General features: G+C 70.8%; 24 protein-coding genes. 11 read left to right on the top strand and 13 right to left on the bottom strand.

Annotated elements, in window-relative coordinates:
* Nucleotides 1–2 precede the first annotated feature (2 nt).
* Complete coding sequence (locus tag B9G38_RS02020) at nucleotides 3–1,013, bottom strand: transcription initiation factor IIB family protein (protein ID WP_086219310.1); 1,011 nt, start codon at nucleotides 1,011–1,013, stop codon at nucleotides 3–5.
* Between the two features lie 163 nt (nucleotides 1,014–1,176).
* Between B9G38_RS02020 and B9G38_RS02025 the strand changes: the two genes are divergently transcribed.
* Nucleotides 1,177–1,698, top strand: a complete 522-nt coding sequence (locus tag B9G38_RS02025) for a hypothetical protein (RefSeq protein ID WP_086219311.1) — start codon at nucleotides 1,177–1,179, stop codon at nucleotides 1,696–1,698.
* Between the two features lie 27 nt (nucleotides 1,699–1,725).
* Here the strand turns inward: B9G38_RS02025 and B9G38_RS02030 are convergent, their stop codons facing one another.
* Nucleotides 1,726–2,520: a cell division inhibitor gene (locus B9G38_RS02030; RefSeq protein WP_086219312.1), complete on the bottom strand. Its 795-nt coding sequence runs from the start codon at nucleotides 2,518–2,520 to the stop codon at nucleotides 1,726–1,728.
* An 81-nt stretch (nucleotides 2,521–2,601) separates the two neighbouring features.
* Complete coding sequence (locus B9G38_RS02035) at nucleotides 2,602–3,033, bottom strand: HIT domain-containing protein (protein ID WP_049932159.1); 432 nt, start codon at nucleotides 3,031–3,033, stop codon at nucleotides 2,602–2,604.
* Between the two features lie 128 nt (nucleotides 3,034–3,161).
* Here B9G38_RS02035 and B9G38_RS02040 point away from each other — a divergent pair, with 128 nt between their 5' ends.
* From B9G38_RS02040 to thiD, 5 genes are all read left to right on the top strand, one after another.
* Entirely contained in the window at nucleotides 3,162–3,464 is a 303-nt protein-coding gene (locus B9G38_RS02040; RefSeq protein ID WP_049932161.1) for a hypothetical protein, read from the top strand.
* Nucleotides 3,465–3,825: 361 nt separating this feature from the next.
* Entirely contained in the window at nucleotides 3,826–5,721 is a 1,896-nt protein-coding gene (locus tag B9G38_RS02045; RefSeq protein ID WP_086219313.1) for an ABC transporter substrate-binding protein, read from the top strand.
* Nucleotides 5,718–6,584 carry a phosphatase PAP2 family protein gene (locus B9G38_RS02050; RefSeq protein ID WP_086219314.1) on the top strand — a complete coding sequence of 289 codons (867 nt, stop codon included), beginning with the start codon at nucleotides 5,718–5,720 and terminating at the stop codon, nucleotides 6,582–6,584. Before B9G38_RS02045 ends, B9G38_RS02050 begins: the two co-directional genes overlap by 4 nt.
* Before the next feature lie 56 nt (nucleotides 6,585–6,640).
* Entirely contained in the window at nucleotides 6,641–7,270 is a 630-nt protein-coding gene (locus B9G38_RS02055) for a DsbA family protein (RefSeq protein WP_049932168.1), read from the top strand.
* 111 nt (nucleotides 7,271–7,381) lie between these two features.
* Nucleotides 7,382–8,239 carry a bifunctional hydroxymethylpyrimidine kinase/phosphomethylpyrimidine kinase gene (thiD, locus tag B9G38_RS02060; protein ID WP_086219315.1) on the top strand — a complete coding sequence of 286 codons (858 nt, stop codon included), beginning with the start codon at nucleotides 7,382–7,384 and terminating at the stop codon, nucleotides 8,237–8,239.
* 19 nt (nucleotides 8,240–8,258) lie between these two features.
* Here thiD and B9G38_RS02065 read toward each other — a convergent pair whose 3' ends face one another.
* The 8 genes from B9G38_RS02065 to B9G38_RS02100 form a co-directional block, all read right to left on the bottom strand.
* A complete protein-coding gene (locus B9G38_RS02065; RefSeq protein WP_086216603.1) occupies nucleotides 8,259–9,056 on the bottom strand; it encodes a ZIP family metal transporter in 798 nt (265 codons plus the stop codon).
* A 269-nt stretch (nucleotides 9,057–9,325) separates the two neighbouring features.
* Nucleotides 9,326–10,282, bottom strand: a complete 957-nt coding sequence (locus tag B9G38_RS02070; protein WP_086219316.1) for a hypothetical protein — start codon at nucleotides 10,280–10,282, stop codon at nucleotides 9,326–9,328.
* Entirely contained in the window at nucleotides 10,282–11,397 is a 1,116-nt protein-coding gene (locus tag B9G38_RS02075; protein ID WP_086219317.1) for a signal peptidase I, read from the bottom strand. The genes B9G38_RS02070 and B9G38_RS02075 overlap by 1 nt, the downstream gene beginning before the upstream one ends.
* On the bottom strand, nucleotides 11,397–12,506 hold the full coding sequence (locus B9G38_RS02080; RefSeq protein WP_086219318.1) for a hypothetical protein: 1,110 nt from the start codon (nucleotides 12,504–12,506) through the stop codon (nucleotides 11,397–11,399). The genes B9G38_RS02075 and B9G38_RS02080 overlap by 1 nt, the downstream gene beginning before the upstream one ends.
* The gene (locus B9G38_RS02085; RefSeq protein ID WP_086219319.1) at nucleotides 12,503–13,276 is read right to left on the bottom strand and encodes a hypothetical protein; all 774 of its coding nucleotides are present in this window, start codon (nucleotides 13,274–13,276) and stop codon (nucleotides 12,503–12,505) included. The genes B9G38_RS02080 and B9G38_RS02085 overlap by 4 nt, the downstream gene beginning before the upstream one ends.
* A 200-nt stretch (nucleotides 13,277–13,476) precedes the next feature.
* A complete protein-coding gene (locus tag B9G38_RS02090; RefSeq protein WP_086219320.1) occupies nucleotides 13,477–15,183 on the bottom strand; it encodes a SipW-dependent-type signal peptide-containing protein in 1,707 nt (568 codons plus the stop codon).
* Nucleotides 15,184–15,321: 138 nt separating this feature from the next.
* On the bottom strand, nucleotides 15,322–16,647 hold the full coding sequence (locus tag B9G38_RS02095; protein WP_086219321.1) for a choice-of-anchor W domain-containing protein: 1,326 nt from the start codon (nucleotides 16,645–16,647) through the stop codon (nucleotides 15,322–15,324).
* A 121-nt stretch (nucleotides 16,648–16,768) separates the two neighbouring features.
* Entirely contained in the window at nucleotides 16,769–18,283 is a 1,515-nt protein-coding gene (locus tag B9G38_RS02100; RefSeq protein WP_086219322.1) for a VWA domain-containing protein, read from the bottom strand.
* 394 nt (nucleotides 18,284–18,677) lie between these two features.
* On the opposite strand from B9G38_RS02100, the gene B9G38_RS02105 reads away from it, so the two are divergent.
* A complete protein-coding gene (locus tag B9G38_RS02105) occupies nucleotides 18,678–19,208 on the top strand; it encodes a hypothetical protein (protein WP_049932183.1) in 531 nt (176 codons plus the stop codon).
* 86 nt (nucleotides 19,209–19,294) lie between these two features.
* On the opposite strand, the gene B9G38_RS02110 is transcribed toward B9G38_RS02105, so the two are convergent.
* Complete coding sequence (locus B9G38_RS02110; protein WP_086219323.1) at nucleotides 19,295–20,191, bottom strand: hypothetical protein; 897 nt, start codon at nucleotides 20,189–20,191, stop codon at nucleotides 19,295–19,297.
* A gap of 268 nt (nucleotides 20,192–20,459) precedes the next feature.
* Between B9G38_RS02110 and B9G38_RS02115 the strand changes: the two genes are divergently transcribed.
* The 4 genes from B9G38_RS02115 (at nucleotide 20,460) to azf (ending at nucleotide 25,343) form a co-directional block, all read left to right on the top strand.
* Nucleotides 20,460–21,014, top strand: a complete 555-nt coding sequence (locus B9G38_RS02115; RefSeq protein ID WP_086219324.1) for a hypothetical protein — start codon at nucleotides 20,460–20,462, stop codon at nucleotides 21,012–21,014.
* Nucleotides 21,015–21,098: 84 nt separating this feature from the next.
* On the top strand, nucleotides 21,099–23,909 hold the full coding sequence (gene mutS / locus B9G38_RS02120) for a DNA mismatch repair protein MutS (protein ID WP_086219325.1): 2,811 nt from the start codon (nucleotides 21,099–21,101) through the stop codon (nucleotides 23,907–23,909).
* Nucleotides 23,910–23,978: 69 nt separating this feature from the next.
* Nucleotides 23,979–24,329, top strand: coding sequence for a cell division protein SepF (gene sepF / locus B9G38_RS02125; RefSeq protein WP_049932189.1), 351 nt, complete (start codon nucleotides 23,979–23,981; stop codon nucleotides 24,327–24,329).
* Nucleotides 24,330–24,449: 120 nt separating this feature from the next.
* Nucleotides 24,450–25,343 carry an NAD-dependent glucose-6-phosphate dehydrogenase Azf gene (azf, locus tag B9G38_RS02130; protein ID WP_049932190.1) on the top strand — a complete coding sequence of 298 codons (894 nt, stop codon included), beginning with the start codon at nucleotides 24,450–24,452 and terminating at the stop codon, nucleotides 25,341–25,343.
* Between the two features lie 38 nt (nucleotides 25,344–25,381).
* On the opposite strand, the gene B9G38_RS02135 is transcribed toward azf, so the two are convergent.
* Nucleotides 25,382–26,062, bottom strand: a complete 681-nt coding sequence (locus B9G38_RS02135) for a hypothetical protein (RefSeq protein WP_086219326.1) — start codon at nucleotides 26,060–26,062, stop codon at nucleotides 25,382–25,384.
* Between the last annotated feature and the right edge of the window lie 64 nt (nucleotides 26,063–26,126).

Here is a 26,126-nt window from a genome sequence, read left to right on the forward strand (position 1 = left end):
CGTTACGACTCCGTCAGGTCGACGTAGGTCCGCCGGACGGTCACCGGCGTCACGCCGGCCACGTCCGCGGCCGCCTGCTGCGTACACTCCGCGTCGAGCTCCCGGGCCGCGGTGTACAGACAGGCGGCCGCGACGCCGACCGGGTTTCGGCCGTTGGCGATCCCTTCCTCGACGGCGCGCTCGGCCAGCTCGCCCGCCCGACGCTCGACGGCGGGATCGCAGCCGAGGTCGCTCGCGAACCGCGGGAGGTACTCCGCGGGACCGCTGGGCGCGATCGGCAGGCCGAGTTCGCGGTTCATCGCGTCGAAGGCGGCCTGGTGCTCGTCCTCCGTCGCCTTCGCCTCGGCGCACACCTCGCCGACCGTGCGGGACACGTCGGCCGTCCGGCAGGCGACGTAGACGCAGGCGGCCGCGAAGCGCTCCAGCGAGCGCCCGCGGAGCAGGCTCTCCTCCTGCGCGGAGTCGAACAGCGCACAGGCGGTGTCGCGGACGCTATCGGGCAGGCCCATGACGCCGGTGAGCCGCCGGATCTCGGTGTACGCGTACACCTTGTTGCGGTCGCGCTTCGTCGAGATCTGCGCGCGGTTGTGCTGGGTCCGCATCCGGGCGAGCCGGCGGCGCTTGCGCCCCTTCACCTTGGTCGACCGGCCGATCTCCGTCGAGAGCCCGCGGTCGTGGCGGGACCGCGTCAGGGGCGCGCCGGTGCGTTTCGGATCCGTGTCCTCGTCGTCGAACGACCGCCACTCGGGGCCGTGGTCGATCCGGTTGGCGTCGACGACCAGCCCGCAGTCGGCGCAGACGCGCTCCGCGCCGTCGACGCGCGTGCGGCCGCCGCACTCCGGACACGTCTCGCGGTTTCCGGTCTCGGCGGCGGACGCGGTCTCGGACCCCTCGGCGGCCGCTGTGCGGTCCGCGGTCGCGGCACCGTCGGCGGTCGCCGAGCGGTCCGTCGTCGCGACGTCGTCGGTCTCTGTACGGGGCGAACGAACGCGGGTCGAGCGTGCGTCACTCATCACACGTCGAACTCCGGCCCGAAGCCTTACTTAAACCCGGGCGAATCGGCGGTCGATCGGCCGGATCGGCGCCGCCGAACCGACCGGTTATCGGTCGGTGATCGCGGCGGCGACCGCGCCGCGGTACGGTGGTTTTAAGATTTCGTGTGAGACACGAATCCGCATGACGCTGTCGGAGATCGCGGCGGGGGTCGAGGTGACCTCGCGCCAGCGCGATCGCGGAGTCGCCCTCGCCGACGACACGGAGACGCCGCTCATCGACCGCCTGTCGGACCACGCCGAGTCGCTCCCGTGTACGTCAGAGGCGACCGCCACGCTCGTCGACGCCTACACCGCCGGCTGGAGCGTCGGCGACGCGGCGCGTGAGGCGGGCGTCAGCCCGATGACGGCCGCGAAGGCGCTCCACCGCTGCGGCGTCGCGGGCGTCTGTCCGCTCTCACCCACCGCACGTGACATCGTCCGCGACTGGCTCGCCGGCCGGACCCCCCGCAGCGAGGCCGTCGCGCTCACCGGCGGCGACGAGGCGGACTTCGCACTGGCGACGTACGTCGAGACGCACGACCCGGTCGAGCCCGTCGCGGAGGCGGTCGACGCGCAGGTCGCCGGCTCCGCGCCGCTGGGAGACGGACTCGGCGCCGACGACCCCCTCGGCGACGCGCTCGGCTCCACCGACGGCCTCCGCTGAGCGCCGATCCCGTCTTTCCGCTCCGCGTCAGGGCGCGAACCGCTCGACGAGGCTCGGCTCCGGAAACTCCACGTCGAGCGTCGCGTCGAACGCCGCCTCGTACGCGGTCGCGATCGCCCGCGCGTACGCGTCATCCCCTCTAGCCGCGGTCGGCGCGGCCGCCACCTCGGGATCGGTCGCCGGCACGCGGACGACCCCGTCGCCCTCCTCGCCGTCACCGCTCCCCGGTCGCTCGATCGCGAGCGTCGCGTCGAGGCTCCCGCCGACGTCGGCGATCCGGCCGCGGAGCCGCTGGGCCGCGTCGCGCCCGTGGACCGTCGCCGGCCTGACCGCGACCGCGCGGTCGACCGCCGTCGCGGCCGCGACGGCCTCGTTCGACCCGACCGGCGCGGCGTCGACGACCACCGCGTCGTACGTCGTCGCCGCCTCGCCGATCCGCCGCTCCAACTTCCGGGCGGCCTCCGCCGTCTTCGCACGCGCGACGCGCTCGAACGGCGCTCGCGCGGGTATCGCGTCGACCCGTCCCGGGAGCTCCGACGCGTCGCGCTCGCCGTCCGCGGTCCGCCCGCTGTCCCCGCCGGTCCCGATGACCGGATACGCCGCCGCCGACAGCGCCGCGTCCGAGTCGTCCGTGAGGAGCGCCGTGAGGTCGGGGTCGATGCGCCCGCTCACGTACTCGGAGAGTCCCTGCGTCGTGAACGCGGCGTCGACGACGGCCACGTCGGCGCCGTCGCGCGCACCCATCGCCGCCAGCTCGACAGCGGTCCGCGTCGTCCCCGCGCCGCCGGTCGCCCCGACCAGCGCGAGCGTCGTTGCGTTCATACGCCGGCCTCGCCGGAGGGTGTTCTTAAGAATCGCGAACTCGGGCGGCGGGTCGCGCCGGCGCTACTTCCCTCGCCGTCGTTACCCGTCTATCGCGGCCGCGACCTCGTCGGCGACCGCGTCGAGTTCGTCGTCGGAGAGGTCCGGCCGCCCGCCGGCGACTGCGTGGATCGCCGCGCCGCCGTCGCCCTCGAAGCGCGGGACGACGTGAACGTGGACGTGCGGGACCTCCTGCCCGGCCGCCTCGCCGTCGTTGACGCCGACGTTGGCCCCGTCGGCGCCGACGGCCGCTTGAATCTCCGGCGTGAGCGACGCGGCCGCGCCGAACAGGTCGCTCGCGAGGTCGGCGTCGAGGTCGCCGACGTGGTGCGCGTGCGACTTGGGGATCACGAGCGTATGTCCGCGCGCGAGCGGGTTCGCGTCGAGGAACGCCAGCACGGAATCGGTCTCGTAGACGGTGCGCGCCGGGATGTCGCCGGCGACGATCGAACAGAAGATACAGTCGTCGGACATACCCGAGCGATCGCTCGGCCGTCTCATCAAGGTTTCCCGGGGCGGCTGTCCCTCAAGATTTGCGCCGTCGCGGCGCCTGCGTCCCGCGCCGCCAACGGACCTATATCCGCCGCGCCGAAACGGCGGGTATGGACGACCGGCTCGAACGCGTGATCCGCCAGCAGCTCCGCAAGGCGGGCAAACAGTTCGAGGAGGCCAAACGCGCCTACGCCGAGGGGCGCGACGACCCCGAGGGCGACGCGGCGGCCGCGGCGCGGTTCGACCTCCCGACCGACGAGTCCGGCGCGGCGCGCATCGTCTGCCGCCGCCACGCGGAGCGCCGGACCGTCCCGGTCGACGCCGAGGGCCGTCCGGCCTGCTTCGAGTCGGGTCACCCCGACTGCGAGGGGTGCGCCGAGGACGTCCGCGACGGCGTCGTCGAGACGTGGTGACGGGGGACCGGCGCTAGGCTCCCACCGATAGCGCCGCGGTCCGACACGCCCCGGTTTGTTTTCAGACGTACAGGTGCGGCGCATGAACCGGACCGCCGCCGTCGCCGGACTCTTCGCCGCCGTCGCCGGACTTGGTGCCGGATACCTCGTTGACTTCACGGCGCTCGGGTTGCGGTTCCGCCCGCCCTTATCCCCCACGCGCGGGGCTCCTCGCCGAGCTGGCGCTCCCGCTGCCGAACGCCATCTGAGGCGACTCGCCTCGGCGCTCGGGCGGCCCGACGGCGTCGGTGCGACCGCTCTCGGCGCGACGACGGCACAGAAGAGATATACCGAGCGGCTGAAAACAGGTGGAAACGTCAGAATGACGCGATCGATCAGTCGACGAGCGGCGCTCGCAGGGCTCGGCCTCGCGGCCGCCAGCGCCGGCTGTCTCGGTCGCACGGAGAACATCGCCGGCCGCGATCCCCCCGAGCAGCTGACCCTCGAGATCAATGCCACGCCGGCGGACGCCGACCCCAACGGGATCCGCATCGCCAGACAGCTCGAAGAGCACCTGACCGCCGTCGGCATCGATGTCCGGCTCAACACCGTCGGACAGACCGACCTCTGGCGGAAGGTGCTCATCAACCAGAACTTCGACCTCTACGTCGGGCAGTTCGTGGAGACGGAGCCGTTCGACCCCGACGCGCTGTACGGGCTGACCCACTCGCGGTTCGTCGCGGAGTCGGGGTGGCAGAACCCCTTCGGCCTCACGGAGATGGCCGTCGACGACCTGCTCGAACGGCAGCGCCGGGCGGCCGGTCGCGACCGCGACGACGCCGTCGACGCCCTCCAAGAGACGGTGTGTGAGCTTCGGCCCTTCTCCGTCGTCGCGTTCCCCGACGCGCTCACCGCCGTCCAAGAGAGCCGGTTCGACGGCTGGACGGAGGACCGACAGCCGCTCTCCGTCACCGGGCTCCTCGAACTCGACGACGTCGCCGCCGACGGCTCGGGAGGCGGCGGTTCCGCGACGAACGCGTCGGCGGGCGGCGTCGAGACGACGACCGACGCGGCCGCCGCCGACGCGACGGGGGACGCCCTCCGGCTCGTGACGACCGACGACCGGATCACGGAGAACTGGAACCCGATCGCCGCCGAATACCGGAACCACGGCACGTTCACGGGTCTGTTGTACGACCCCCTCGTCCGCGCGGACGGCGACGAGTTCTTCCCGTGGCTGGCGACCGGCTGGGAACGGGTCGACGAGACCACGCTCGACGTCACGCTCCGAGAGGCCCGGTGGCACGACGGCGAGCCCGTGACGGCGAGCGACGTGGCGTTCACCTACGCGTTCCTCCGCGACACCTCCCTCGGGAACGTCGAGACCCCGGTTCCGACCCCCCGGTTCCGCGGCCGGAGTTCCGTCGTCGAGGGGGCGCGCGCCCGCGACGAGTCGACGGTCCGACTCACCGTGGCCGACGTGAACGAGACGGTCGCCGCCAGGGCGCTCCGGGTGCCGATCCTCCCGGAACACGTCTGGTCGGAGCGGACCGGCGCGGCGACGATCGCCGGCTTCGAGTTCGACTTCGAGACCACGGAGGCGATCGTCTCGAACAACCCCGACCCCGTCGGGAGCGGGCCGCTCCGGTTCGTCGAGGCGACCGCCGGGGAGTCGGTCGCCTTCGAGCGGAACCCCGACCACTTCCTCGTCCGGCCGACGCCCGAGGACGACGCGGACGCGTCCGGGGAGACCGCTGACCCGCGAGCGGGGGTCCCGTCCCGATACCACGGGAAGCCCGCCTTCGGCCGGCTCCGCATCGAGGTCCTGCCGTCGGACATCTCGGCCGTGGAGTCGGTCGCCGAGGGACTCGCGGACGCCACCGTCTCGAACCTCGGGCCCGAGTCGGTCCCGCGGATCGGTCGCTCGGCTGACGCCCGGCTCGTGAGCGGGCGGTCGGCGGCGTTCTACCACGTCGGGTACAACGTGCGCCGGAGCCCGCTGTCGAACCCCCGGTTCCGGGCGGTGATCGCTCGGCTGATCGATAAGACCGCGATCGTCGACGGCGCCTTCGACGGTTACGCGCGGGCGGCGACCTCCCCGCTCGCGGCGTCCTCGGCTGATGTTCCGGAGTCGGTGGCGTGGGCCGACGGGAGCGACCCAGTCCACCCGTTCTTCGACGACGGTGGGTCGCTGGACGTCGCGGCCGCCCGCGAGGCGCTCCGGGAAATCGGGTACCGGTTCGACGGCGAGGGGCGGCTGCTCTCGCGGGGGCGATGACGCCGTTCCTCTCGGTCCTCACGTCGGTCGTGGCGTGGGCCGTGGCGATGCTGGTCGTCGCGAGCGTCGCGGTGATCGGTCCCGCCCGGCTCCGCGAGACGTGGAGCGGGCTCCGCGACCGGCTCTGGGACGCGCGTCGGGCCGTCGCTGTCGTCTGCGCGGTGCTGATCGCCAGCGCCGTCGGGCGCCCCCCGCTACTGGACGTCTCCAGGCTGTTCGGCCTTCAGGCGACGGCGTTCATTTACGGGCTGGAGGGCGGGTTCGTCGCGTGGGTTCAGGCGACGTTCGCGACCCCCGCGCTGACCGCCTACTTCTCGTGGGTGTACGTGTACGGCTACGCGTTCCTGCTCGCGTTCCCGCCGGTCGCGTACCTCGCGCTCCCCCGGACAACGACGTTCAGCCGCGTCCTCGTCGCGTACGCGCTCAACTACGGGATCGGGCTGGTGCTGTACACGGCGGTGTTCGCCCACGGCCCGCGGAACGTGATGCCCGACATGGTGACGCCGCTGCTGTTCACCACGCAGCCCGACGTGATGGCGCTGACGAGCGAGGTGAACGTGAACTCGAACGTCTTCCCGTCGCTTCACACCTCGCTGTCGGTCACCGTCGGGACGTTCGCGGTGCTGACCCACGAGGAGTACCCCCGGTGGACGCCGGTCGCGGTCCCGCTCTCGCTGTCGGTCGTCGTCGCGACGATGTACCTCGGCATCCACTGGCTCACCGACGTCGTCGCCGGGTTCGCGCTCGCGTTCGGCTCGGTGGCGCTCGCGTACCGGCTGGTCGAACCGCGGTCCGACCCCGGAGTCACGCGCGACGGCCCGGAGGACGACCAGCCGCCGTCGGAGCCGAACGCGAGCGACTGACCCCCTCGACCGCCGCCGAACACACCGTTTTGTATCGCCGGGCGTTACGCCCGTCCATGAGCGCCGACCGACAGACCATCACGGTGTACTCGGACTACGTCTGCCCGTTCTGTTATCTGGGTCGTCAGTCCCTCTCACAGTATCAAGAGAACCGCGACGAGGAGCTCGCGATCGACTGGCGCCCGTTCGACCTGCGGAGCCAGAAGCGCCGCCCGGACGGGACGATCGACCACTCCGTCGACGACGGGAAAGACGACGAGTACTTCGAACAGGCGAAACAGAACGTCCGCCGGCTCGCCGACGACTACGGCGTGGAGATGGACCTCGACATCGCCGAGGATGTCGACTCGCTCCCCGCCCAGATCGTCTCGTACTACCTCCGTGAACACCACGACTACGAGACGTGGCTCGCCTTCGACGAGGCGGTCTTCGCCGCGCTCTGGGAGGACGGTGAGGACATCGGCGACGCCGACCTCCTGGCCGAACTCGCCGTCGACGCGGGCGCCGAGGCCGACGAGGTGCGGTCGGCCCTCGACGACGAGACGCTCCGCGAGACCGTCCGCGAGCGGTTCACCGAGGCGCAGCGGGAGGGGATTACCGGCGTGCCGACCTTCGCATACGACGGGTACGCGGCGCGCGGCGCCGTCCCGCCCGAGCAGCTCGAACGGCTCGTCGAGGGGACCTGAATCCGTTCGTCGTCGCGGTGAGGCACCGACCGTTCGCCGTCCGAGGAGCCCGGTAGCTCGGCCGAGCGGGAAGAACACCACTAATTAATACCACTAGGTTGTATCACGCCTATGCCCGAGTACGAGCCGGTCGAGCCGCCGGTCGCGCTGACGATCGCCGGCAGCGACAGCGGCGGCGGGGCGGGGATCCAAGCGGACCTGACCTCGATGCGCGCGCACGGCGTCCTCGGCACATCAGTCGTGACGGCGACGACCGCGCAGAACACCCGCGGCGTCGAGGACGTTCACCCCCTCCCCGCCGATCACGTCGCGAGCCAGTACGCGGCGGTCGCCGACGACTTCGCCGTCGGGGCGATCAAGACGGGAATGCTGGCGACCGCCGAGACCGTCGAGCAAGTGACTGAACTGGTCGCGGAGACGGACGCCCCGCTCGTCGTCGACCCCGTGATGGTCGCGGCGACCGGGGATCGCCTGCTCTCGCCCGCCGCGGAGGACGCCTACGAGGGGCTGATCGCGGACGCGACGCTCGTCACGCCGAACGCCGACGAGGCCGCGGTGCTGACCGACGCGCCGGTCGACACCCCCGCCGATGCCGAGCGCGCGGGCCGCGAGCTCGTCGCGCTCGGCGCCGACGCGGCGCTGGTGAAGGGCGGGCACCTCGACGGCGAATCCGGCGAGAGGGACGCTGTCGTCGACACCCTCGTCCGGGCCGACGACGCGGGTGGTAGTGCCCCGGAACGCGTCGCGCCGACCGTCGACCGCTTCGAGACGCCGCGGATCGACACCGAGGCGACGCACGGTTCCGGCTGCGCGCTGTCGAGCGCGATTGCCGCGCGACTGGCGAGAGGGGAGCCGCTCCGCGACGCGGTCCACGCCGCGGTCGCCGGGATGACCGAAGCGGTCCGACGCGGTTACGACGTGGGAGAGGGCCCGGGCGCGGTCAATCCCACGGCGTTGGGTGAGGAGTGACGGACCCCGCCGCCGGAACTCACAGGTACGCGAGCGGGATCATAAGCGCGACGCCGAGCGCGACGCCGCCGACGAGGACCGGTTTGCCGCCGCGCGGGAGGTCGGCGCCCGTTTCGAGCGCCTCGGGGACGAACTCCGAGAGGACGAGGTAGATCATCGCGCCCGCCGCGAAGCCGAAGCCGTACGGGAGAAACTCGCGGGCGTACCGGACGAACGCGAACGCGATCACGGCGCCGATCGGCTGCGGGAGACTTGAGAACACCGACCACCACACCATCTTCCACTTCGAGACGCCCATCGCCCGCAGCGGGATCGAGATGGCGGTCCCCTCGGGGACGTTGTGGATCGAGATGGCGACGGTCATGAACACGGCGAGCAGCGGGACGGTGAAGCCGAACAGCGCGGTCCCGCCCTCCAGCCCGAGGTCGGCGAAGGAGACGCCGACCGCGATCCCCTCCGGAAAGCTGTGGACCGTCAGCACGCCGAGGATCAGGATCAGCTTCTTGAAGTCGGCCTCCTCGTACTCCCGCGGATCAATCTCGGCGTCCGCCAGGACCTCGTGCGCGATGACGACGAGGACGACGCCCGCGAGCATCCCGACGCCGATCTCAACCGCTGTCCCCTCCGCGAGCCCCTCTTGGATCAGCCCGAACAGCGACGCGGAGAGCATGATCCCCGACGCGAACCCCCACAGCGCCACGTTCCCGCGGTCGCTGATCGTCTCGAAGAAGAAGAACGGCAGCGCGCCGATCCCGGTCGCCAGCGCCGTGATCAACCCGGCGACGAACACGAACGCGTAGGCGTCGAGTGCGACCATTCGTACGCGACGGTACGCCGCTCCGGGTCATAACTCCGAGGGACGCCCCCACGCGCTGGGAGCTACCTACCCCTCCGAGGCGAAGCCGAGTTCACCCCAGGCCGCGAGCGAGACCGGAAATAAGCACCAACAGAAACAGCGCGACGAGGAGCAGGAGTACTGCGAGCTTGGTGCCGAGCGCGCAAGACGGACCGCCGCCTCGAACTCCGCTCCGTCGCGGTCGAATCGGTACGTCCACGTTCACTATCCGCCCCGCGGTCGAATCGAAGTCACCGGTCAGTCTCCGCCGCGACGGCGTCGACCGTGCTCGGCGAAGCGGCGGCGCCGGTCGCGTCCCCCGCGCTGGCCGATCCGTTCGCCGTCGGCTCGGTCGTGTTCTCCGGCGGCTCCGGCGACGGTTCGGACGGCTCCGACGCGTCGTCATCGTCCGTCTGGCTCGTCGCGTCGGTCTCCGACCTCTGCGCGTCAGACGTGCTGTCGTCGGTGTTCGTGTCGTCGGTGTCCGACGTGTCGTCATCGTCTGTCAGAGTCTTCGCGTCGGTCTCCGAACTCTGTGCGTCAGACGTGCTGTCGTCGGTGTTCGACGTGTCGTCGGTGCCCGAGGATGTCACGGCCGGGTCGGACTCGTTGCTGTCCGTGTCTGCGGATGTCACGGCCGGGCTCGACGCGCTCTCGTTCGCAGCGTCAGACGTATCGGAATCCGTGGAGTCCGGCGTTTCAGACGGACGATCCTCGTTTTCCACGGTTGCCGTTTCGTTCCCCGACTGATCCGCTTCGGCTGTCGCCGAGTCGGTTACCGGGACCGAGGCGTTGGTGTCCGCGGTGGGTTCCGAGACGTTCTCTTCGGTAGGCGCCGAGACGTTGCCGCCAGTGGGCGCCGAGATGTTACTCCCAGCGGGCGCCGAGACGTTACTCCCAGCGGGCGCCGAGACGTTGCTCCCAACGGGCGCCGAGACATTCTGATCCAGTCCGGCGCCGTCTCCGTCAGGGTCGCTCGTCCCGTTCTCGACGGCCACCGCGGTGAGATCGACATCGGCGGTCTCGTTGGTCTGGTTGCCGTTGGTCGAGGTCTCGTTGATCTGGTTCAGTTCGTTCGGGGTTTCGAACGTCGCGGTCACGTCGACGCTCGCCGAGAGGACGGCGACCGTGGCTCCTCCGGCGAACGCGACGCCCCACACGAGGACCGCCAGCGCGACGAGCGCGACGAGCCCACGGTTCGCGGCCATCAGTCGCCCTCCCCGGCGGCCTCGGGACGTGAGACCGGTGTCGACCCGGGCGTCGACGCCGGCTCGGCCCCGTCCTCGGCCGCCGTCGTCTCCGCCCCGGCGGCGACCGCCGCCGAGTCGACGGTGTCGTTCGGCTCGGATGCGCCCCCGTCGGACTCGGGGGAGTCTCCGTTACGCATCGCGTCTGTCGTCGGTCCGCTTGCGTCCGTTTCGACAGCCGGATCCGGCGTTCCACCGCTGCGGTCCAAGACACCGCTGGCGGGCACCCACGCGGCGAGCGCCCCGAGCAGCAGCGTCGACACGCCGATCGCGACCGATATCGCGACGGCGGTCCGGAGCTCGAACGCGACGTACACCGCGTACGGGGCGAACGCGGCGAGCACCGCCGCCGCGCCGCCGACGGCGTCGACCGAGACGCCCCCGGAACCGCTCGCCTCCTCCGTCGCCTGCGCCGTCACGATTTCGGCCGCGGGACCGGGTCCAGCCGCCGGGTCGGGCCCGACTACCGGATCGAGTCCGGCCGTCGCCCCGTCTCCGTCGCCGGGTTCGTCGACGGGGTCGACCGGATCGAAGGTCATCGAGGGTTGCGATTCAGATCCGTCGCGGCCCCGGACGATAGACCAGATCTCCGTCGCGGCGAGCAGCCCGAACGGGAACAGGACCAGCGCGACGAACCCCACTCGCGTCCCCGCGAACTGGATCACGTACCCGATGTACGGGATCGTCAGCGTCACGGCGCCGATGAGGCTCCCGGCGGGGACGAGCCCCGGATCCGGCCCCTCGTTGGCGTCGCCCATCGTCTCGAACGCGAGCGTGCCGGCCTCGTCGACCACGTCGATCACGCGGTGCGTCACCGGCACGTCGCTCGTGCCGCGGACGAACGTGATCACGTCGCCCTCGGCGATCGCAGTCGGGTCGCGCTCGGCGACGATCACCACGTCGCCCGGCGCGATGGCGGGCGTCATGCTCGCCGTGAGCACGACGAAGCTCTCGTCCGCGCCGACGACCTCCGGCGCCGCGTACACCGCGAACGGTGCGACGAGGGCGATCAGCAGGACGATCCCGAGTAAGTTCGCCGCGCGCTTCGTCCGTGGTGATGTGAGTAGTTTGGTCATCAGTTCTCCTCCGTGCCGCACAGCGGCTCACCGCCCGTGGTCGCGGCCGCGGCGATCTCGTACAGCCCGCCGTAGACGTCGCCGACCCGGAGCGGAACCGAACAGCTCGTGTGGATGTTGACGCCCGCGTGGCCGCCGCCGTTGCCGCCATTTCCGTTTCCTCTGCTGCCGCCGCCGTTTCCGCCAGTACCGCCGGCGTCGGTCTCGGGGTCGGTGCCCGTCCCGCCGTCGTCGAGGTAGATGTTGGGGCCGATCCAGCCCGGGTCGCCGTTGGTCGGCGCGGCGGTCCCGTCGACCACGAAGGTCCCGTCCGGAGTCACCTCGCCGTCGAACACGGTCGTCCCGGCGGTGCCTCGACCGCCCGCGCCGCCGCCGGTGGCGACGACGACCACGGTCGCCGGGTCGTCGCCGAGGTACCGGAGCGTGAGCGAGCCGACCGCGACGCCGTTCTCGTCCTCGCAGGGGACGCACGCCGACGCGCACTCGGTCCCTACGAAGGGGTTCGACCTCGCCGCGTCCGCCTCGGCGACGTGGCGGCACTGCTCCGCGTACACCCGGAACGTCAGGTCGGTCGCCGCGCCGCCCACGTCGGGCGAGTCCGCCGGGAGGTACGGGAACACCTCGACGGCGACCGGGTCGTCGTCGGGCCCGAGACACCGGGCGTCGATCCGCACCCCGGTCGCGAGGTCGCGCTCGACCTCGGCGAGGGGGCGGTAGCCGCCGGTCACGGATTCGCCGTCGACGACGACCTCGACCTCTAGGGCGTTCCCGAGGCGATCGCCGTCCGGACAGGGGGTCGCGAGCCACACCCGTACCGGGTTCGCCGACGCCCCCACGTCAAACGTCTCGGGTCCGGGACGCTCGTCGAACGTCGTCCGATCAACCGTCAGCGGGCCGAGCGAGACGGTCCCGTCGGTGGGGTCCCCATCGACCGTCAGTCCGACCTCGCCGGCGCCGAAGACATTGCCCGGGAACGTCTCCCGATCGGCGAGGTACGCGCCCGTGCCCATGCCGCTCGCCATGCCGACCGCGCCGACGCCGCCGATCCCGGCGAGCAGCCGTCGTCGGCTCAGCCCGCTCGGGCGCCGCCCGCCGTCGTCGGGGCTCATGCGTCGCCTCCGGCGCCGCCGCCGCCCCCGGCCGCTACGTCCCCGTCGAAGGGGTTCCCCTCGGCGCCGCACTCGTCGGCGGCGAACTCCACGAGGGAGTCGACCGCGCCGCCCTGTCCGGCGTTGCCGCCCTCGCCGTCGAACTCCCACGCGAAGGTCAGGCAGCGCTGTTCGCCCGGGGCGAGGCAGCCGTCGCCGAGGAGCCCGGGGCGCAGTTCGATCCCGTCCGCGAGCGCGGAGCCGTCGATGTCCGCGAACGTCTCGTCGGCGATCAGCTCCCCGGCGCTCGCGAACTCGCCTTCGGCGCCGCCGCAGCTACCGATGCCGAATATCCCGGTGTCCTGCCGGACCGTGAGCGTGACGCGCTCCGCGAGCGCGGCGCTCGCGGCGTCGGCGCCGTCGAGGTGCGGGTCGATCCGCAGCCACACGCGGGCGGTGTCCTCCGGATCTTCGAGCCGGAGCCCGACGCTCGCGGTGCCGTAATCGTGCGGCAGCGCGTTGCCGACGTCGACGAGCCGGACGCCGACCGCTCCGACGTCGTCGACCGCGCCGACCGCGCTCGAATCAACGAGCGTCCCGTTCTCCGTGCGCCGCCACCCGACGAGCAGATTGAACGGCGTGTCCGTCTGAGCGTACGTGTAGTTCGTGTACTCGTCCCAGCTGTCCGTTCCCGTCGGTCGTCCGGAGGCGGCCCCGAGGGCCGCGAAGCCGACGGCTCCGGCGCCCGCGAGTGCCTCCCGCCGCGTGAGTCCCGATTCTTTCTGTGTCATTGTGTGTCGTCGCGGCTCCGAACGGCCGTATCGTCGATACCCTTCCTACTCTCACGACGCTCGTATGTATGCGTGCCCTACCCGCCCGGACCGGTGACCGTACCGGGCGGTACGGACGCCGTACCCGCCCGCGGTCGGCCGATCGGCAACAGACCTCCGTTCTCGCCCGCCGACGCCGCGACGCGGTCCGAGACGCGCTCTCAGGCCGACTGAACCCCCGCGCCGTCGTTGTGGCGCGCCTGCTCGGTGTAGAAGCCGAGGTCGAAGCCGAGCGCGTCGCCCTGAACCTCGTTGCCCACGCCGATCGGCAGCTCCCATTCGAGCGCGACGCAGTGCATCACGCCGTCGCCCGCGAACGGGTCGCGGTTCCCGTCGTCGGCCGGGTCGGCCAGCTCGCCGTACGGCGTCGCGCGGTTCCCATCGAGCGGGATTCCGTCGCCGCTCTCGAGCTCGTCGAGCACGTCCGCGAGCGAGCCCTCGATGATGATCTTCTCCTGTCCAGTCTGTGCCGCGAGGTTCCCGAACACCGAGGGAATGACGAGCGGGTCGTCGACGTCGTTGAAGAATGACAGATCGCCGCCCGGCCCCCCCACGGGGCCGGCCATCGACGACAGCACCGCGTCGTTCGCGCTGCCGACGGAGATGGTGTACACGTTCGTCGCGGGGTTCGGCGACGCCGCGCGGGCGTCGTCGGCTGCGTCCACGGGGTCGGCGAACTGGGTGCTGCCGGTCCCGTTGAACGACTCCCCGTCGGAGAGGACGATGTTCCGGAACTCGACGCCGCCGCGGCCGTTCGCGTCGAGTTCGGCCTGCGCGTCGTTGACGCCCTCGCCGATGTACGTCCCCGTCGCGATGCCGCTCGCGTTCGAGAACGGGTCCGCGTCGCTGTCGTCGATGTCGGGGTCGTTGTTCGTCCCGCTGACGACGTTCGCGAGCTTCTTCCGGAGCCCGTCGAGCGCGTCGTCGACATCGTCGAGGTCGGCCGTCAGCGGCTGGAGGAGCCCGGTCCTAGGCTCGGTGTCGCCGCTCCCCTCGCCGTCGAAGTACGTGACGCCGACTTGGACGTCCGACCCCTGCGACTCGAGGTAGTCGACGAACTGGCGGGTGCCGAGCTCGACGAGGTCGATCTTCGTGGTCTCGTCGTAGGTGGTCCCGCCCACCGTGATGTTATCCTCGCTCACCACGCCGTCGAACTGATCGTACAGCATCGACCCCGAGAAGTCCAGCGTGAGCATGATGTCGACCGGCTCCGCGCCGTCGTACACGTTGTCGCAGTCCTCGTCGTACCAGAGCTTCGCCTCAATGGCGTCGCCGAGGTCGCCGAGGTTATCCGGGTCGACGATCAGTTCCGGTTCGGTTTCGGTGCCGCCGTCGTCGTCGACGTTGTCCGCCTGCATCCAGATGTAGCCGGGGTTGTCACAGAGGTGGAGCGAGAAGGTGATCTCGCCGGAGTCGCCGGGCTTCACGTCGGTGAGCCGGACCAGCGTCTTCATCACCTCGCCCGTGACGGGGTCCGTGCCGAAGTCCGCCTCCGACAGCGGCGGGATGGTCTCGCAGTCCAGGATCGGGAGGTTCGCGCCGTTGCTGTCCTCGTCGTCCTCGTCCGGGAAGTCGCTGTACGTGAACACCTCGCCGTCGATCTCGATTGACTGCTCGCCGTCGCCGTTGTGGTCCGGGTGCGCGCTGACGAACTGGTTGCCCTCGCCGAAGTCGTAGGTCTGTTGCCAGTCGACGAGCAGGTCCAGCTGGCCCGCGGTGAGGGTGTTCCCGTCGAACGACTCGGTGTCGTTGAAGTACGCCGTGGTACCGAGACCGGCGCCAGCCGAGGCCACGCCGACCGCGCCGAGGCCGGCCAGCACGGTCCGCCGCGACAGTCCGATGGAGTCGATGTTGTCGTTGTCTGCCATGATTGTGAATCCCCGAAGGGAGTCCCACCGACGGAGTCGAACCGTCGTACGCCACGTGGGAGGACCGCGACCGCCGCGGTCGGGTGCGCTACGCTCCGCCCGCCCGTTTCAGACGGAAGTCGCGCGCTCGTTTCGGTCTTATTCGACGCTGATGTCGAAGGCGACTCCCTCCTCGGCTGTCAGATCGTAGTCGCCCTGTAGCGTGACCGTCACGTTACCGCTGATGGTGAATGCGTTCGCGACGTCCGCGGCGTCGGTGTCGAACACGAGGTAGGTGACATCGCGGTCGGAACCGTCGTCGTCGTTCGACGCGGAGATCGCGTCGGGACCGCTGAGCGACACCGGGGTGCCGTCTAGGTCCAGTCCGAGGTCTGTCACGGTGACGGTTGCCTCGTCGGCCTTCGTCGTGATGCCGAGCTTCCCGCTGGGGGCGGGAATCGTGCTGGCCACGTTCACGCCGTCAAGGGTGAACGAGGCGTTGGCGCTGCCGTCGTAGGTGTAGCTGAACGGGACCGTGCTACCGGACGACCAGCTGTAGTCGGCCGTGCTGGCGCTCCCGACGTCGGGGCCGACCGCGACTTCCCACGTGTTCTGACCACCGAAGCGGCCGCGAGCGAACGAGGTCTCCTGTTCGGTGGCGAACTCCTGCTGCTTGGCGAAGCCCTCGCCGGTCGTAGTCGTGATAGAGGGTTCACACGGGTTCGCCGTGCCGTCGTTGTGGCGCGACTGGAGCGCGTGGAACTCGAACTCCATCGTCAGCGAGTCCGACTGAACCTCGTTGCCGACGCTCGTCGGGATTTCCCACGAGAGGCATACGCACGGGCCGGTGATGAACGCCTCGCCCTCCTCGGGCTCGACCACGTCGGCGTACTCCGCCTGCTCGCCGGGAACGAGGCCGGCCATCCCGTCGCCGTCGAGGGCCGCGCCGTTGGAGATTGCCGCGATGACATCGACGAGCGAGCCGGAGACGATCTCTCCGTCCGCGAGGGGTTCACCGTCCTCGTCACAGTAGGCGAGACTCGCCATAATCGAGTCGCCGAGTTCGCCGAGATCGGGCGTGCTGTCGACGGCCGATTCGGGTTCGTTGATGCCGTTCTCCGCCTGCGAGAGGTCACCGCACGCCCACATGTACGAGGGGTTGTCGACGATCTCGAAGCAGAACTTCACTTCGCCGGAGTCGCCGGGCTTCACGTCGTCGAGATCGTAGAACATCCCGGCGGGGTCGCCGTCCTGCGTACCCATGGCGCTGTCCGCCATGTTCTCGACCGCACCGTCGCTGTCGTAGGAGGCCTCGTACAGCACGCGCAGGTCGAGCGAGCCGGCCGTCAGCGTGTTGTCTTCGAACGTCTCGGTGTCGTTGAAGTACGCCGTGGTGCCGAGGCCTGCGCCCGCGGAGGCCACGCCGACCGCACCGAGTCCGACCAGCATCTTGCGCCGCGATAGTCCGATTTTGTCGTCGTTCATTGTGTATCATCCCCGAAGGGAACTCCCGGCGGCGGTCGTGAACCGCCGCGTCGGCCGCCCGAAGGCGCCGAGCCGGGAACCGGACGTGTCTCGTCGTCCGGGGCCGCGTCGCTCCGAGGAGCTAGTTCGGATTGCTCACGTTATCGGTGCCGTTGGGGGCGGGACCGGGGCTGGTGCTGTTCACGTCGGTCCCGTTGAACGCCACCTGCGGGTTGTCGTTGTGCCGCGACTGCTCGGCGTAGACGGCGAGATCGAAGCTCACGGAGTCGGTCTGGATCTCGTTGCCGACATCCGCCGGGAGCGCCCACTCGAAGCCGATGCACTGGGTGGTCGCGCCGGGGTACGGCTGCCGACCCTCCTCCTGGCGGTTGCCGTCGAGCGCCTCGCCGTCGGCGAGCGCGTCGAAGACCTCGCTCATCGTGCCCGAGAGGATCTTCTGTTCACCCGCGAGGACGATCTGCGCGATCTCAGCGTAGACGGTGTCGAGGTCGGCCGGGTCGGGCGCGACGAAGGCGTCGTCGGAAGAGCTGGCGACGCTCTCCAACAGACCGGTGTCGGCGTTCCCGAGCGCGATAGTGAAGATGCGGATCCCGTTGTTCTTAGCGTCGGTCGCGGCGTCGGTCGCGGCGGTTTCATTAGACTGCCCGTCGCTCAGCAGGATCATCACCTTCGACGCGCCCGGCGTGGCGATGGTGCCGTTGAGGAGCTCGTCTTCGCCCTCGATGATACCGGCGGCGATCGAGGTGCCCCCGCCCGCGGTGTAGTTGTTGATCGCGTTCTGAACGGCTTGGTAGTTGGTCGTCAGCTCCTGGTCGGTCGACGCGCCGGAATTGAACGAGATCGCTGCGGCCTCGTCGGGCGACGAGAGGTTGCCGACGAAGCTGGTCGCGGCCGTCTTCAGCGCCGAGAGCGGTGCGCCGCCCATCGAACCGGAGACGTCGCTGACTAAGGCGACTTCCAGCTCCTGCTGCTGGCCTGTGCCCGTGGGTTCGTACACGTTGTCGCAGTCCTCGTCGTACCAGACGCAGACATCGATGAAGTCGGCAAGCTCGCCGATGCCGTCGGTGTCTTCTCCCTCAGCGTCCAGTTCGGGCTCGGACTGGCCGTTCTCTAAGTTCTCGGTTAGCTCGCCCGCGAGGTAGAGGTACGCGGGGTTGTCACAGATGTGAATGCTGATCGTGACCTCGCCGGAGTCGCCGGGCTTCACGTCGTCGAGCGTGAACACCGGGATCCCGTCGCCGTTGACGAGGTGAATATCTGCTTCAGGCGAACAGAACGGGAACTCTTCGTCTTGAACGAAATCCTCCCACTCTTGTAGCGCTGCGGGGCTGGGCGCTTGCCCGATCAGGTACTGTCCGTCGCCGAGGTCCTGCGCTAGGAACTCTTCGTCGCCGCCGGCGTACCCCATCGCCCGAATGTCGTCGAGACGGCCGGGGCCGCCGAAGTACGTCGACTTGTAGTCCAGCTTCAGGTCCAGCTCGCCCGCGGTGAGGGTGTTCCCGTCGAACGACTCGGTGTCGTTGAAGTACGCCGTGGTACCGAGTCCCGCGCCCGCGGACGCGACGCCGACCGCGCCGAGGCCCGCGAGCACCTTGCGCCGCGAGAGTCCGATTTTGTCGTTTGTGTCTTTGCTCATGGTGTCTCCTCCGACTCGCCCCCGTCCGCGCTGGGCTGACCGAATCGGTTACTTTCCCCTCCGAGGGACACCCACCTAGTTACGCGCTCCCACGTCACCGTCGAACGACCGATTCCAGCCGGTAGAAGCCTTCACGCCACCGGTCAAACGTCGCGTTCGACGGGCGGTCCGGCGCCCCTACCGTGGCGGATCGCGACCGCATGCGATTCATACCCACACCCCAGATCGCCGCACGGACACCGTACTCGGCGGGTCGAACCCGGCAGGCGACCCGTACCTCCCGCACCCGATCGGCGGTCCCCCCGGGTAGCCAGCCCATACATATACCCCCGTCAGACGCAGGAAGTAGCAGAACTCGGGCGCCGCCGGGCGCGGCTGCCCGGCCCCCATCTCCATGAAACTCCGAAACGACGTGCTTCCGGCCGAACAGGTGTACGCCATCCTCGCGAACGAGCGCCGACGGCGCGCGATCGAACAGCTCAGCTCCGTCGGCGGGACGGTCTCGGTCAACGAGCTGTCGACGCTCGTCGCGCGCCGCGAGACGGGGGAGACCCCGCCCCCGAAGCGCTGTCGCGAGAGCGTGTACACGTCGCTGGTCCAGACGCACCTCCCGAAGCTGGCCGAGGCGGGCGTGATAACGTACGACCGCGAGTCGCAGACGCTCGAACTCTCTCGACGCGCACGCGACGTGCGCCTGTACACGGAGATTCTCGCGCCCGGCGGCGCGACGTGGTCGGAACTGTACCGCGCGCTGGCGGTGGGATCGCTGCTCGTCGTGCTCGCCGCGCTCCTCGACGTCCCGCTCGTGTCGGCGGTCGACCCCATGCTGTGGACCAGCCTCGCGCTCGGCGCCTTCGCCGCCGCCAGCGCCGCCCAGCTGTGGGTCAACCGCTTCTCGGTATTGCGACAGCTGCGGCTACGCTGAGGCCTCTCCGACGCGACTTCCAGGAAACCCACTCCCCGAAAACTGACCGTCAATTCCTCTCGACTCGTCCGACTTCCCTCGGCTTCCTACTCGCTCGCGGCCGCGAGCGACGCCGGCAGTCGCAGTTCGAACAGCCGCGCGTCACAGCCCGCACAGCGACCGGCGACCACGTCGTAGCTGGAACAGCAGGACTCGACGACGCGCTCTTCGAGCGCCACGTCCCCGGCGCACGACGGACACTCCGCGACGAACAGCCGGAGGGCGCCGAGGACCGCGCTCCGCTCGGCGAGCGGGCGATCCGCCCAGTCGCCGTCGAGCCCCGTCAGCACGCGGTCGGCCGCGGCGTCGGCCCGGAACGCCGGCCGCGACTCCCAGTGACCGATCCGCTCCTCGCCGGCGTACGCGAACCCCGCGCCGCCCCGCCAGTCGATTGAGAGTTCGTGCCGGCCGAGTCCGGTGAGCGCCGCGAGCGCCGCGAGGTCGTCGCGGTCGGTCCGTCTCCCCTCGTCGGGCGTCGCTCCCGCCCCGTCCTCGGCCGCCGCCCGCCACGACGCGGCGAAGTCGGGGGAGAACGCGAAGTCGTCGCCCGCGGGCGTCTCGACGAGGACGCCCGCGTCGAGGAGGTACGTTTCGGGGTCTACCTCACCGACGCCCAGCCTGCGGGGCTCGGCGTTGCCGGGCGCCTTGCCGAACAGCGCAAGCGCCCGCTCCGGGAGGTAGCGCTTCGTGAGTTCCGGCGTCCCGGGAACGAGGTACCCGCGGAGCCAGATGGCTCCGAGCGCGCCGCCGAACCCGACCGCCCCGAGTAGCGGCGCGCCCACCGCGGCCACCGCTCCCGCCCCGGCCGCCGCGATGCCGACGTTGACGGCCGTACAGGGGAGACACCGGTTCGCACCGGTGTACTCCGGCTGCCGGAGGCGACCGACGACGGCGCGCGCGGGCTGCCGGAGGCGACCGACGACCGAGTCTCGTGACACGTTCATGCTGGTCCGAACGCGACGCACCGACCTATGTATGCGCCGCCTACCGCGTCCGACGCGGGCTCTCCGGCCCACAACATCGTTACAGCGCCCGGACAAACCCACTTGTATCGATGTGATGAACTGTGTCGGAGACGCCAAGAACGCCCGAAGTACGGCGAGTGTGTACGCTTCTGTTCGGGCGAATCTTCCGGGACCGGCTCTAGTGGGTACAATGCGAAGTGATATATCCTCCCATGATAACCGTACTCTCATTCGGCATGTATGAGCTATGACACCACAACTCGCCAAACAAGCGGCGTCGTCGGACACCGACGGTGAGGGCCCCTCGCGCGACGAGGTGTTCACCGCGCTGAGCAATCGGCGGCGTCGCAACGTGATCAAGTACCTGAAGACCAACGGCACCGGGGCGCGCGTCAGGGATATCGCCGAGCAGCTGGCCGCGTGGGAGAACGACGTCGAGGTTCCGGCGGTGACGTACAAGCAGCGCAAGCGCGTGTACACCGCGCTCCACCAGTCGCACCTGCCGAAGCTGGCGGCGAGCGGGTTCATCGACTACGAGTCGGACCGGGGGCTGGTGTCGCTTACCGAGGAGAGCCGACAGCTGGAGGTGTACCTGGAGATCGTCTCGGAGAACGAGATCCTCTGGGCCGAGTACTACGTGGGGCTCGCGGTCGTCTGCGGGCTGCTGGCGACGGCGGGGTGGACCGGGACCGCCCCGTTCGGCGCGGTCTCCGGGTACGCGTACGCGGCGCTCTTCACGCTCGTGTTCGGGGCGTCCGGGATCGCTCACCGGGCGTCGACGAAGCGGAACCGGCTGGGATGACGGCGCGCCGGCGCGCGGCGGGGCTCGGGCCGACCGGACGGACACCCGCAGGGTTTTAGCCGCGCACGGCGGGAGTAGGGACATATGGCAACGGGGATCGTCGGGGAGTTCCTCGATCTCAAGGCGGAGACGGACGCGGACGTCCTCGCGATGCAGTGCGGCGACTTCTACGAGTTCTTTGCGGACGACGCGGAGTTGGTCGCCGACGAGCTCGATCTGTCGATCTCGCAGAAGTCCTCCCACGGCTCGTCGTACCCGATGGCGGGCGTGCCCCTCTCGGAGCTGACGCCGTACGTGAACGCCTTGGTCGAGCGCGGCTACCGGGTCGCGGTCGCGGACCAGTACGAGACCGAGGGCGGCGACCACGCCCGCGAGATCGTCCGCGTCGTCACGCCGGGCACGGTGTTGGAGACGAGCGACGACGACGCGCGCTACCTCGCGGCGGTCGTCCGCGAGGAGGGCGGGCGCGGCGCGGCGGACGGACCCGCCGACGACGGGCCGTACGGCCTCGCGTTCGCCGACGTGACCACGGGGCGGTTCCTCGCCACGACCGTCGACGACGGGGGCGACCTGCGCGCGGAGCTGTACCGGTTCGACCCGGCAGAGGTGCTGCCCGGTCCGCAGGTCCGGAACGACGACGGCCTGCTCGGGGCGGTCCGCGAGGACCTCTCGGGACGCGTCACCGCCTTCGACGCGGAGGCGTTCGCGACCGGGCGCGCAGAGCACGCGGTACGGGAGCAGTTCGGCCGCGAGACGACCGACAGCGTCGGGCTCGACTCGACGCTCGCCGTCCGCGCCGCGGGCGCGGTCCTCTCGTACGTCGAGGAGACGGGGGCGGGCGTGTTGGCCTCGATGACCCGCCTGACGGCGTACGGCGCGGACGACCGCGTCGACGTGGACGCGACCACGCAGCGCAACCTCGAGATCACGGAGACGATGCGGGGCGACGCCGACGGCTCGCTGTTCGACACGGTCGACCACACCGTCACCGCAGCCGGCGGCCGACTGCTCCGCGAGTGGCTCACCCGGCCGCGACGTGACCGCGAGACGCTCGACGACCGGCTCGACGCGGTCGAGGCGCTGGCGTCCGCGGCGCTCGCCCGCGACCGGCTCCGCGAGGTGCTCGGCGACACGTACGACCTCGAACGGCTCGCGGCGCGCACGACGAGCGGGAGCGCGGGCGCGCGCGAACTGCTCTCGATCCGCGACACGCTCGCGCTGCTGCCCGCCCTCGCGGACGCGCTCGACGACACCGCCCTCGCCGACTCGCCCGCGGCCGCCGTGCTCGGTAGGGTCGACCGCGACCGCGCGGCCGCGCTCCGGGAAGAGCTCGCCGACGCCCTCGCCGAGGATCCGCCCAAGGCGAAGACGAGCGGCGGACTCCTGAAGCGCGGCTACGACGACGAGCTCGACGACCTGATCGACCGCCACGAGGGCGTGAACTCGTGGCTCGACGGGCTCGCGGAGCGCGAGAAGCGAGAGCACGGGCTCAGCCACGTCACCGTCGACCGCAACAAGACGGACGGCTACTACATTCAGGTCGGCAAGTCGGTCGCCGATCAGGTGCCCGAGCACTACCGCGAGATCAAGACGCTGAAGAACTCGAAGCGGTTCGTCACCGACGAGCTCGCGGAGAAGGAACGGGAGGTCCTCCGCCTCGAGGAGGCCCGCGGCGAGCTGGAGTACGAGCTGTTCGAGGAACTGCGCGAGCGCGTCGCCGAGCGCGCGGAACTGCTTCAGGACGCCGGGCGCGCGATCGCCGAACTCGACGCGCTCGCCTCGCTCGCGACCCACGCCGCGCGTCGCGACTGGACGCGCCCGGAGCTGACGACGGAGCGCCGGCTCGACGTGGAGGCCGGCCGCCACCCCGTCGTCGAGGGGACGACCGACTTCGTCCCGAACGACCTGCGGCTCGACGCCGACCGCGGCTTCCTCATCGTCACCGGCCCGAACATGAGCGGCAAGTCGACGTACATGCGGCAGGCCGCGCTGATCCAGCTGCTCGCGCAGGCGGGCTCGTTCGTCCCCGCGCGAGCCGCCGAGGTGGGGCTCGTCGACGGCATCTACACGCGCGTCGGCGCGCTCGACGAGCTGGCGCAGGGTCGATCGACGTTCATGGTGGAGATGCAGGAGCTGTCGAACATCCTCCACTCGGCCACCGAGGACTCGCTGGTCATCCTCGACGAGGTCGGCCGCGGCACCGCCACCTACGACGGTATCTCCATCGCGTGGGCCGCGACCGAGTACCTCCACAACGAGGTCCGCGCGCGCACCCTTTTCGCCACCCACTACCACGAGCTGACGACGCTCGCCGACCACCTTCCGCGCGTCGAGAACGTCCACGTCGCCGTCGACGAGCGCGACGGCGAGGTGACGTTCCTCCGCACCGTCCGGGACGGCCCGACCAACCGCTCGTACGGCGTCCACGTCGCCGACCTCGCCGGCGTCCCGGACCCCGTCGTCTCCCGCTCGGACGAGGTCCTCGACCGGCTCCGCGAGGAGAAGGCGATCGAGGCCCGCGGCTCGCGGACCGGGAGAAACGGGAGCCGCAGGGGCGCCGGCGGCGACGGCGAAGGCGGCACCCAGCAGGTCGTGTTCGACCTCTCCTCCGGGTCGTTCTCGGACGCGTCCGACGCCGACGGGGAAACGGGGGCGGACGCCCAGCCCTCGAACGCGCGTCGGAACGGAGGCAATTCCGCGGACACGCCGGTCGAATCTGGCGGCTCCGGCGGCGCTGCGAAGACCGCAGCGACCGGATCCGACGCCGAGGCGGCCGAGCGGCTCGACGCCGAGACCCGCGCCGTGATCGAGGAGCTGAGCGACGTCGATGTCGCGGAGACGCCCCCGGTGGATCTGCTCTCGCAGGTCCAAGAGTGGCAGGAGCGACTCGACTGAGGCCGCGTCCGCTCGCCGGGGGGTGCGTCTGACGTAAGAACTAATGTCCGACCTCGTCGTGTGGTGTGTATGGGCATCATGAGCAAGATCCTCGGCGGGGGTGGGAGCCGCTCCGTCGACGACTACGTCGAACTCGACGCGGACGACTTCGCCGACGCGCACGCGGAAACGGACACGCAGGTACACTTCGCGGAGATCGCCGACCAGAGCGATGTCATCCCGATCAAGGACGCGGTGTACGACGGCGACTTCGTCATCGCCGACATCACCCGCCACTCCACGTCGGACCGGACGATAGAACACGTCTACGACGAGCTCCGGCAGGTCGTCCAGGAGGTCGACGGCGACATCGTCCAGAAGGGCGACGACCAGATCATCGTCACCCCCACCGGCGTCAAGGTCTCGCGGCAGAAGCTATAGGCGCGCCCTCCCGACCGCTCGTCCCCGTTTTCCTCTCGTGACCCCGGCCTCGCGGCCGGCATTCGGGCGTACCGGTCGAACCGTGTCATATATGCCGTTCTCCCGCCCACGTAGAGTCGAATGGACGAGCCGGTACTGCTGACGGGCGCCGGCGGACGGGTGGGACAGGCCATCCTCCGCGGTATCGGCGACGACTACGACTGGCGGCTCCTCGACCGCGAGCCGCTCCCGGCGGCGAAGGTGCCCGACGGGGTCACCGACGCCGACCGGTACGTCGCCGACATCACCGACGAGCGCGCCGTCCGCGAGGCGATCGCCGACGTCGGCGCGGTGATCCACCTCGCCGGCGACCCGCGGAAGACGGCGCCGTGGGACTCCGTCCTCCGGAACAACATCGACGGGACGCAGGTCGTGATGCGCGCCGCCGCCGAGGCCGGCGTCGAGAAGTTCGCGTTCGCCTCCTCGAACCACGCCGTCGGCGGCTACGAGACCGACGAGCGGACGCCCGACCTGTACCGCCCCGAAGACGAGTACCGGCTCGACGGGAGCGAACTCCCGCGCCCCGGCAACCTCTACGGCGTCTCGAAGGCGGCCGGCGAGTCGCTCGGCCGCTTCTACCACGACGAGTTCGACATGAGCGTCGTCTGCGTCCGCATCGGGAACCTCACCAAGGACCACCCGCCCCGCGAGTACGAGCGGGGGCAGGCGATGTGGCTCTCGCACCGCGACTGCGCGCACCTGTTCGACCGCTGTCTCCGGGCGACGTACGGCTACGAGGTCGTGTATGGCATCTCGGACAACGACCGGCGCTACTACTCCATCGAGCGAGCCCGCGAGGCGCTGGGCTACGACCCCGCGGACAACTCAGGCGACTACACCTTCGAGGGCGAACCCAAGCCGGACCGCGACACCGAGACGAACGGCGGCCGCTACGCCGCCGGCGCGGACGCCGCCGACGCGCCCGCTGAGCCCAACTTCCCGGCTGACCCGGACGCGCCGAGCGACGACGCCTGAGCGGCCGCCGCCGGCCGCCCTCGCGCCGGACCGCGCCGCTAGAACAGGTCCTCCACGTCCCGCCGCTTCCGCTCTTCTCGCTCCACGTGGTCGCCCAGTCGCGCGGCCACCTGCGGCCGCGCGTCCGGCGTCCGCAGGTACGCGAGCAGCAGTTCGGCGAACTCTGTCCGCCCGGTCCCGCGCTCCGCGGACGCGAACTCGGCCGCGGTCGCGAGCGTCGCCGCGTCGCCCGGCTCGCCCATCGCCGCGAGCGCCGGCACCGCGAGACCCACCGCCCCGAGCGACAGATCGCCGAACGTCGGCGTCTCGCCGTCGACGCGGATCCGCGGCGGCGTCGCCGGCCCCGTCGCCTCTGGCGCCTCGGCGAGCCGCTCAGCCCACTCCCGGACGGGGGCCATCGCGACCCCCAGCGAGTCGGAGTCCGCCGTCAGCGCCGTGACGGCGTCCGCCGCGCGCTCGGAAGCGCCCGGCTCGTCGCCGTCGGCCGCGCGGTGCGTCGCCGTCGCGGTCGCGGTCAGCCCCCGAAGCAGTCGCTCGGCGTCCTCCGGTCGCTCTGCGTCTTCCCCGCCGCCGTCATCGATCGACGCCCCCGCCGCTTCCCAGACGTGACGCGCCGCGAGGGGGTGCCCCTCGTTGAACAGCGCGGCGCCGGCGACGACGCGATCGCGATGGACGGCGTCCCCGCGGTCGCTCCGTGGCTCCGAGTCGCGGTCGCTCACGCGTCGCGGTCGGTGGCGGCGAGTGATAAATGTCGAGTTCCGCGAGCGGCTCGGGGGAGGGCGG

It is taken from the genome of Halorubrum sp. SD612, from assembly GCF_002135005.1.

Excerpts from the sequence above, each read along its gene's own strand:
- B9G38_RS02070 (WP_086219316.1), bottom strand. The coding sequence starts at position 10,282 with ATGGCCGCGAACCGTGGGCTCGTCGCGCTCGTCGCGCTGGCGGTCCTC.
- thiD (WP_086219315.1), top strand. The coding sequence starts at position 7,382 with ATGCCCGAGTACGAGCCGGTCGAGCCGCCGGTCGCGCTGACGATCGCC.
- B9G38_RS02030 (WP_086219312.1), bottom strand. The coding sequence starts at position 2,520 with ATGAACGCAACGACGCTCGCGCTGGTCGGGGCGACCGGCGGCGCGGGG.
- B9G38_RS02045 (WP_086219313.1), top strand. The coding sequence starts at position 3,826 with ATGACGCGATCGATCAGTCGACGAGCGGCGCTCGCAGGGCTCGGCCTC.
- B9G38_RS02105 (WP_049932183.1), top strand. The coding sequence starts at position 18,678 with ATGAAACTCCGAAACGACGTGCTTCCGGCCGAACAGGTGTACGCCATC.
- B9G38_RS02080 (WP_086219318.1), bottom strand. The coding sequence starts at position 12,506 with ATGAGCCCCGACGACGGCGGGCGGCGCCCGAGCGGGCTGAGCCGACGA.
- B9G38_RS02085 (WP_086219319.1), bottom strand. The coding sequence starts at position 13,276 with ATGACACAGAAAGAATCGGGACTCACGCGGCGGGAGGCACTCGCGGGC.
- B9G38_RS02065 (WP_086216603.1), bottom strand. The coding sequence starts at position 9,056 with ATGGTCGCACTCGACGCCTACGCGTTCGTGTTCGTCGCCGGGTTGATC.
- mutS (WP_086219325.1), top strand. The coding sequence starts at position 21,099 with ATGGCAACGGGGATCGTCGGGGAGTTCCTCGATCTCAAGGCGGAGACG.
- sepF (WP_049932189.1), top strand. The coding sequence starts at position 23,979 with ATGGGCATCATGAGCAAGATCCTCGGCGGGGGTGGGAGCCGCTCCGTC.
- B9G38_RS02090 (WP_086219320.1), bottom strand. The coding sequence starts at position 15,183 with ATGGCAGACAACGACAACATCGACTCCATCGGACTGTCGCGGCGGACC.
- B9G38_RS02050 (WP_086219314.1), top strand. The coding sequence starts at position 5,718 with ATGACGCCGTTCCTCTCGGTCCTCACGTCGGTCGTGGCGTGGGCCGTG.
- B9G38_RS02115 (WP_086219324.1), top strand. The coding sequence starts at position 20,460 with ATGACACCACAACTCGCCAAACAAGCGGCGTCGTCGGACACCGACGGT.
- B9G38_RS02040 (WP_049932161.1), top strand. The coding sequence starts at position 3,162 with ATGGACGACCGGCTCGAACGCGTGATCCGCCAGCAGCTCCGCAAGGCG.
- B9G38_RS02020 (WP_086219310.1), bottom strand. The coding sequence starts at position 1,013 with ATGAGTGACGCACGCTCGACCCGCGTTCGTTCGCCCCGTACAGAGACC.
- B9G38_RS02055 (WP_049932168.1), top strand. The coding sequence starts at position 6,641 with ATGAGCGCCGACCGACAGACCATCACGGTGTACTCGGACTACGTCTGC.
- B9G38_RS02025 (WP_086219311.1), top strand. The coding sequence starts at position 1,177 with ATGACGCTGTCGGAGATCGCGGCGGGGGTCGAGGTGACCTCGCGCCAG.
- B9G38_RS02075 (WP_086219317.1), bottom strand. The coding sequence starts at position 11,397 with ATGACCAAACTACTCACATCACCACGGACGAAGCGCGCGGCGAACTTA.
- B9G38_RS02095 (WP_086219321.1), bottom strand. The coding sequence starts at position 16,647 with ATGAACGACGACAAAATCGGACTATCGCGGCGCAAGATGCTGGTCGGA.
- B9G38_RS02110 (WP_086219323.1), bottom strand. The coding sequence starts at position 20,191 with ATGAACGTGTCACGAGACTCGGTCGTCGGTCGCCTCCGGCAGCCCGCG.
- B9G38_RS02100 (WP_086219322.1), bottom strand. The coding sequence starts at position 18,283 with ATGAGCAAAGACACAAACGACAAAATCGGACTCTCGCGGCGCAAGGTG.
- B9G38_RS02035 (WP_049932159.1), bottom strand. The coding sequence starts at position 3,033 with ATGTCCGACGACTGTATCTTCTGTTCGATCGTCGCCGGCGACATCCCG.
- azf (WP_049932190.1), top strand. The coding sequence starts at position 24,450 with ATGGACGAGCCGGTACTGCTGACGGGCGCCGGCGGACGGGTGGGACAG.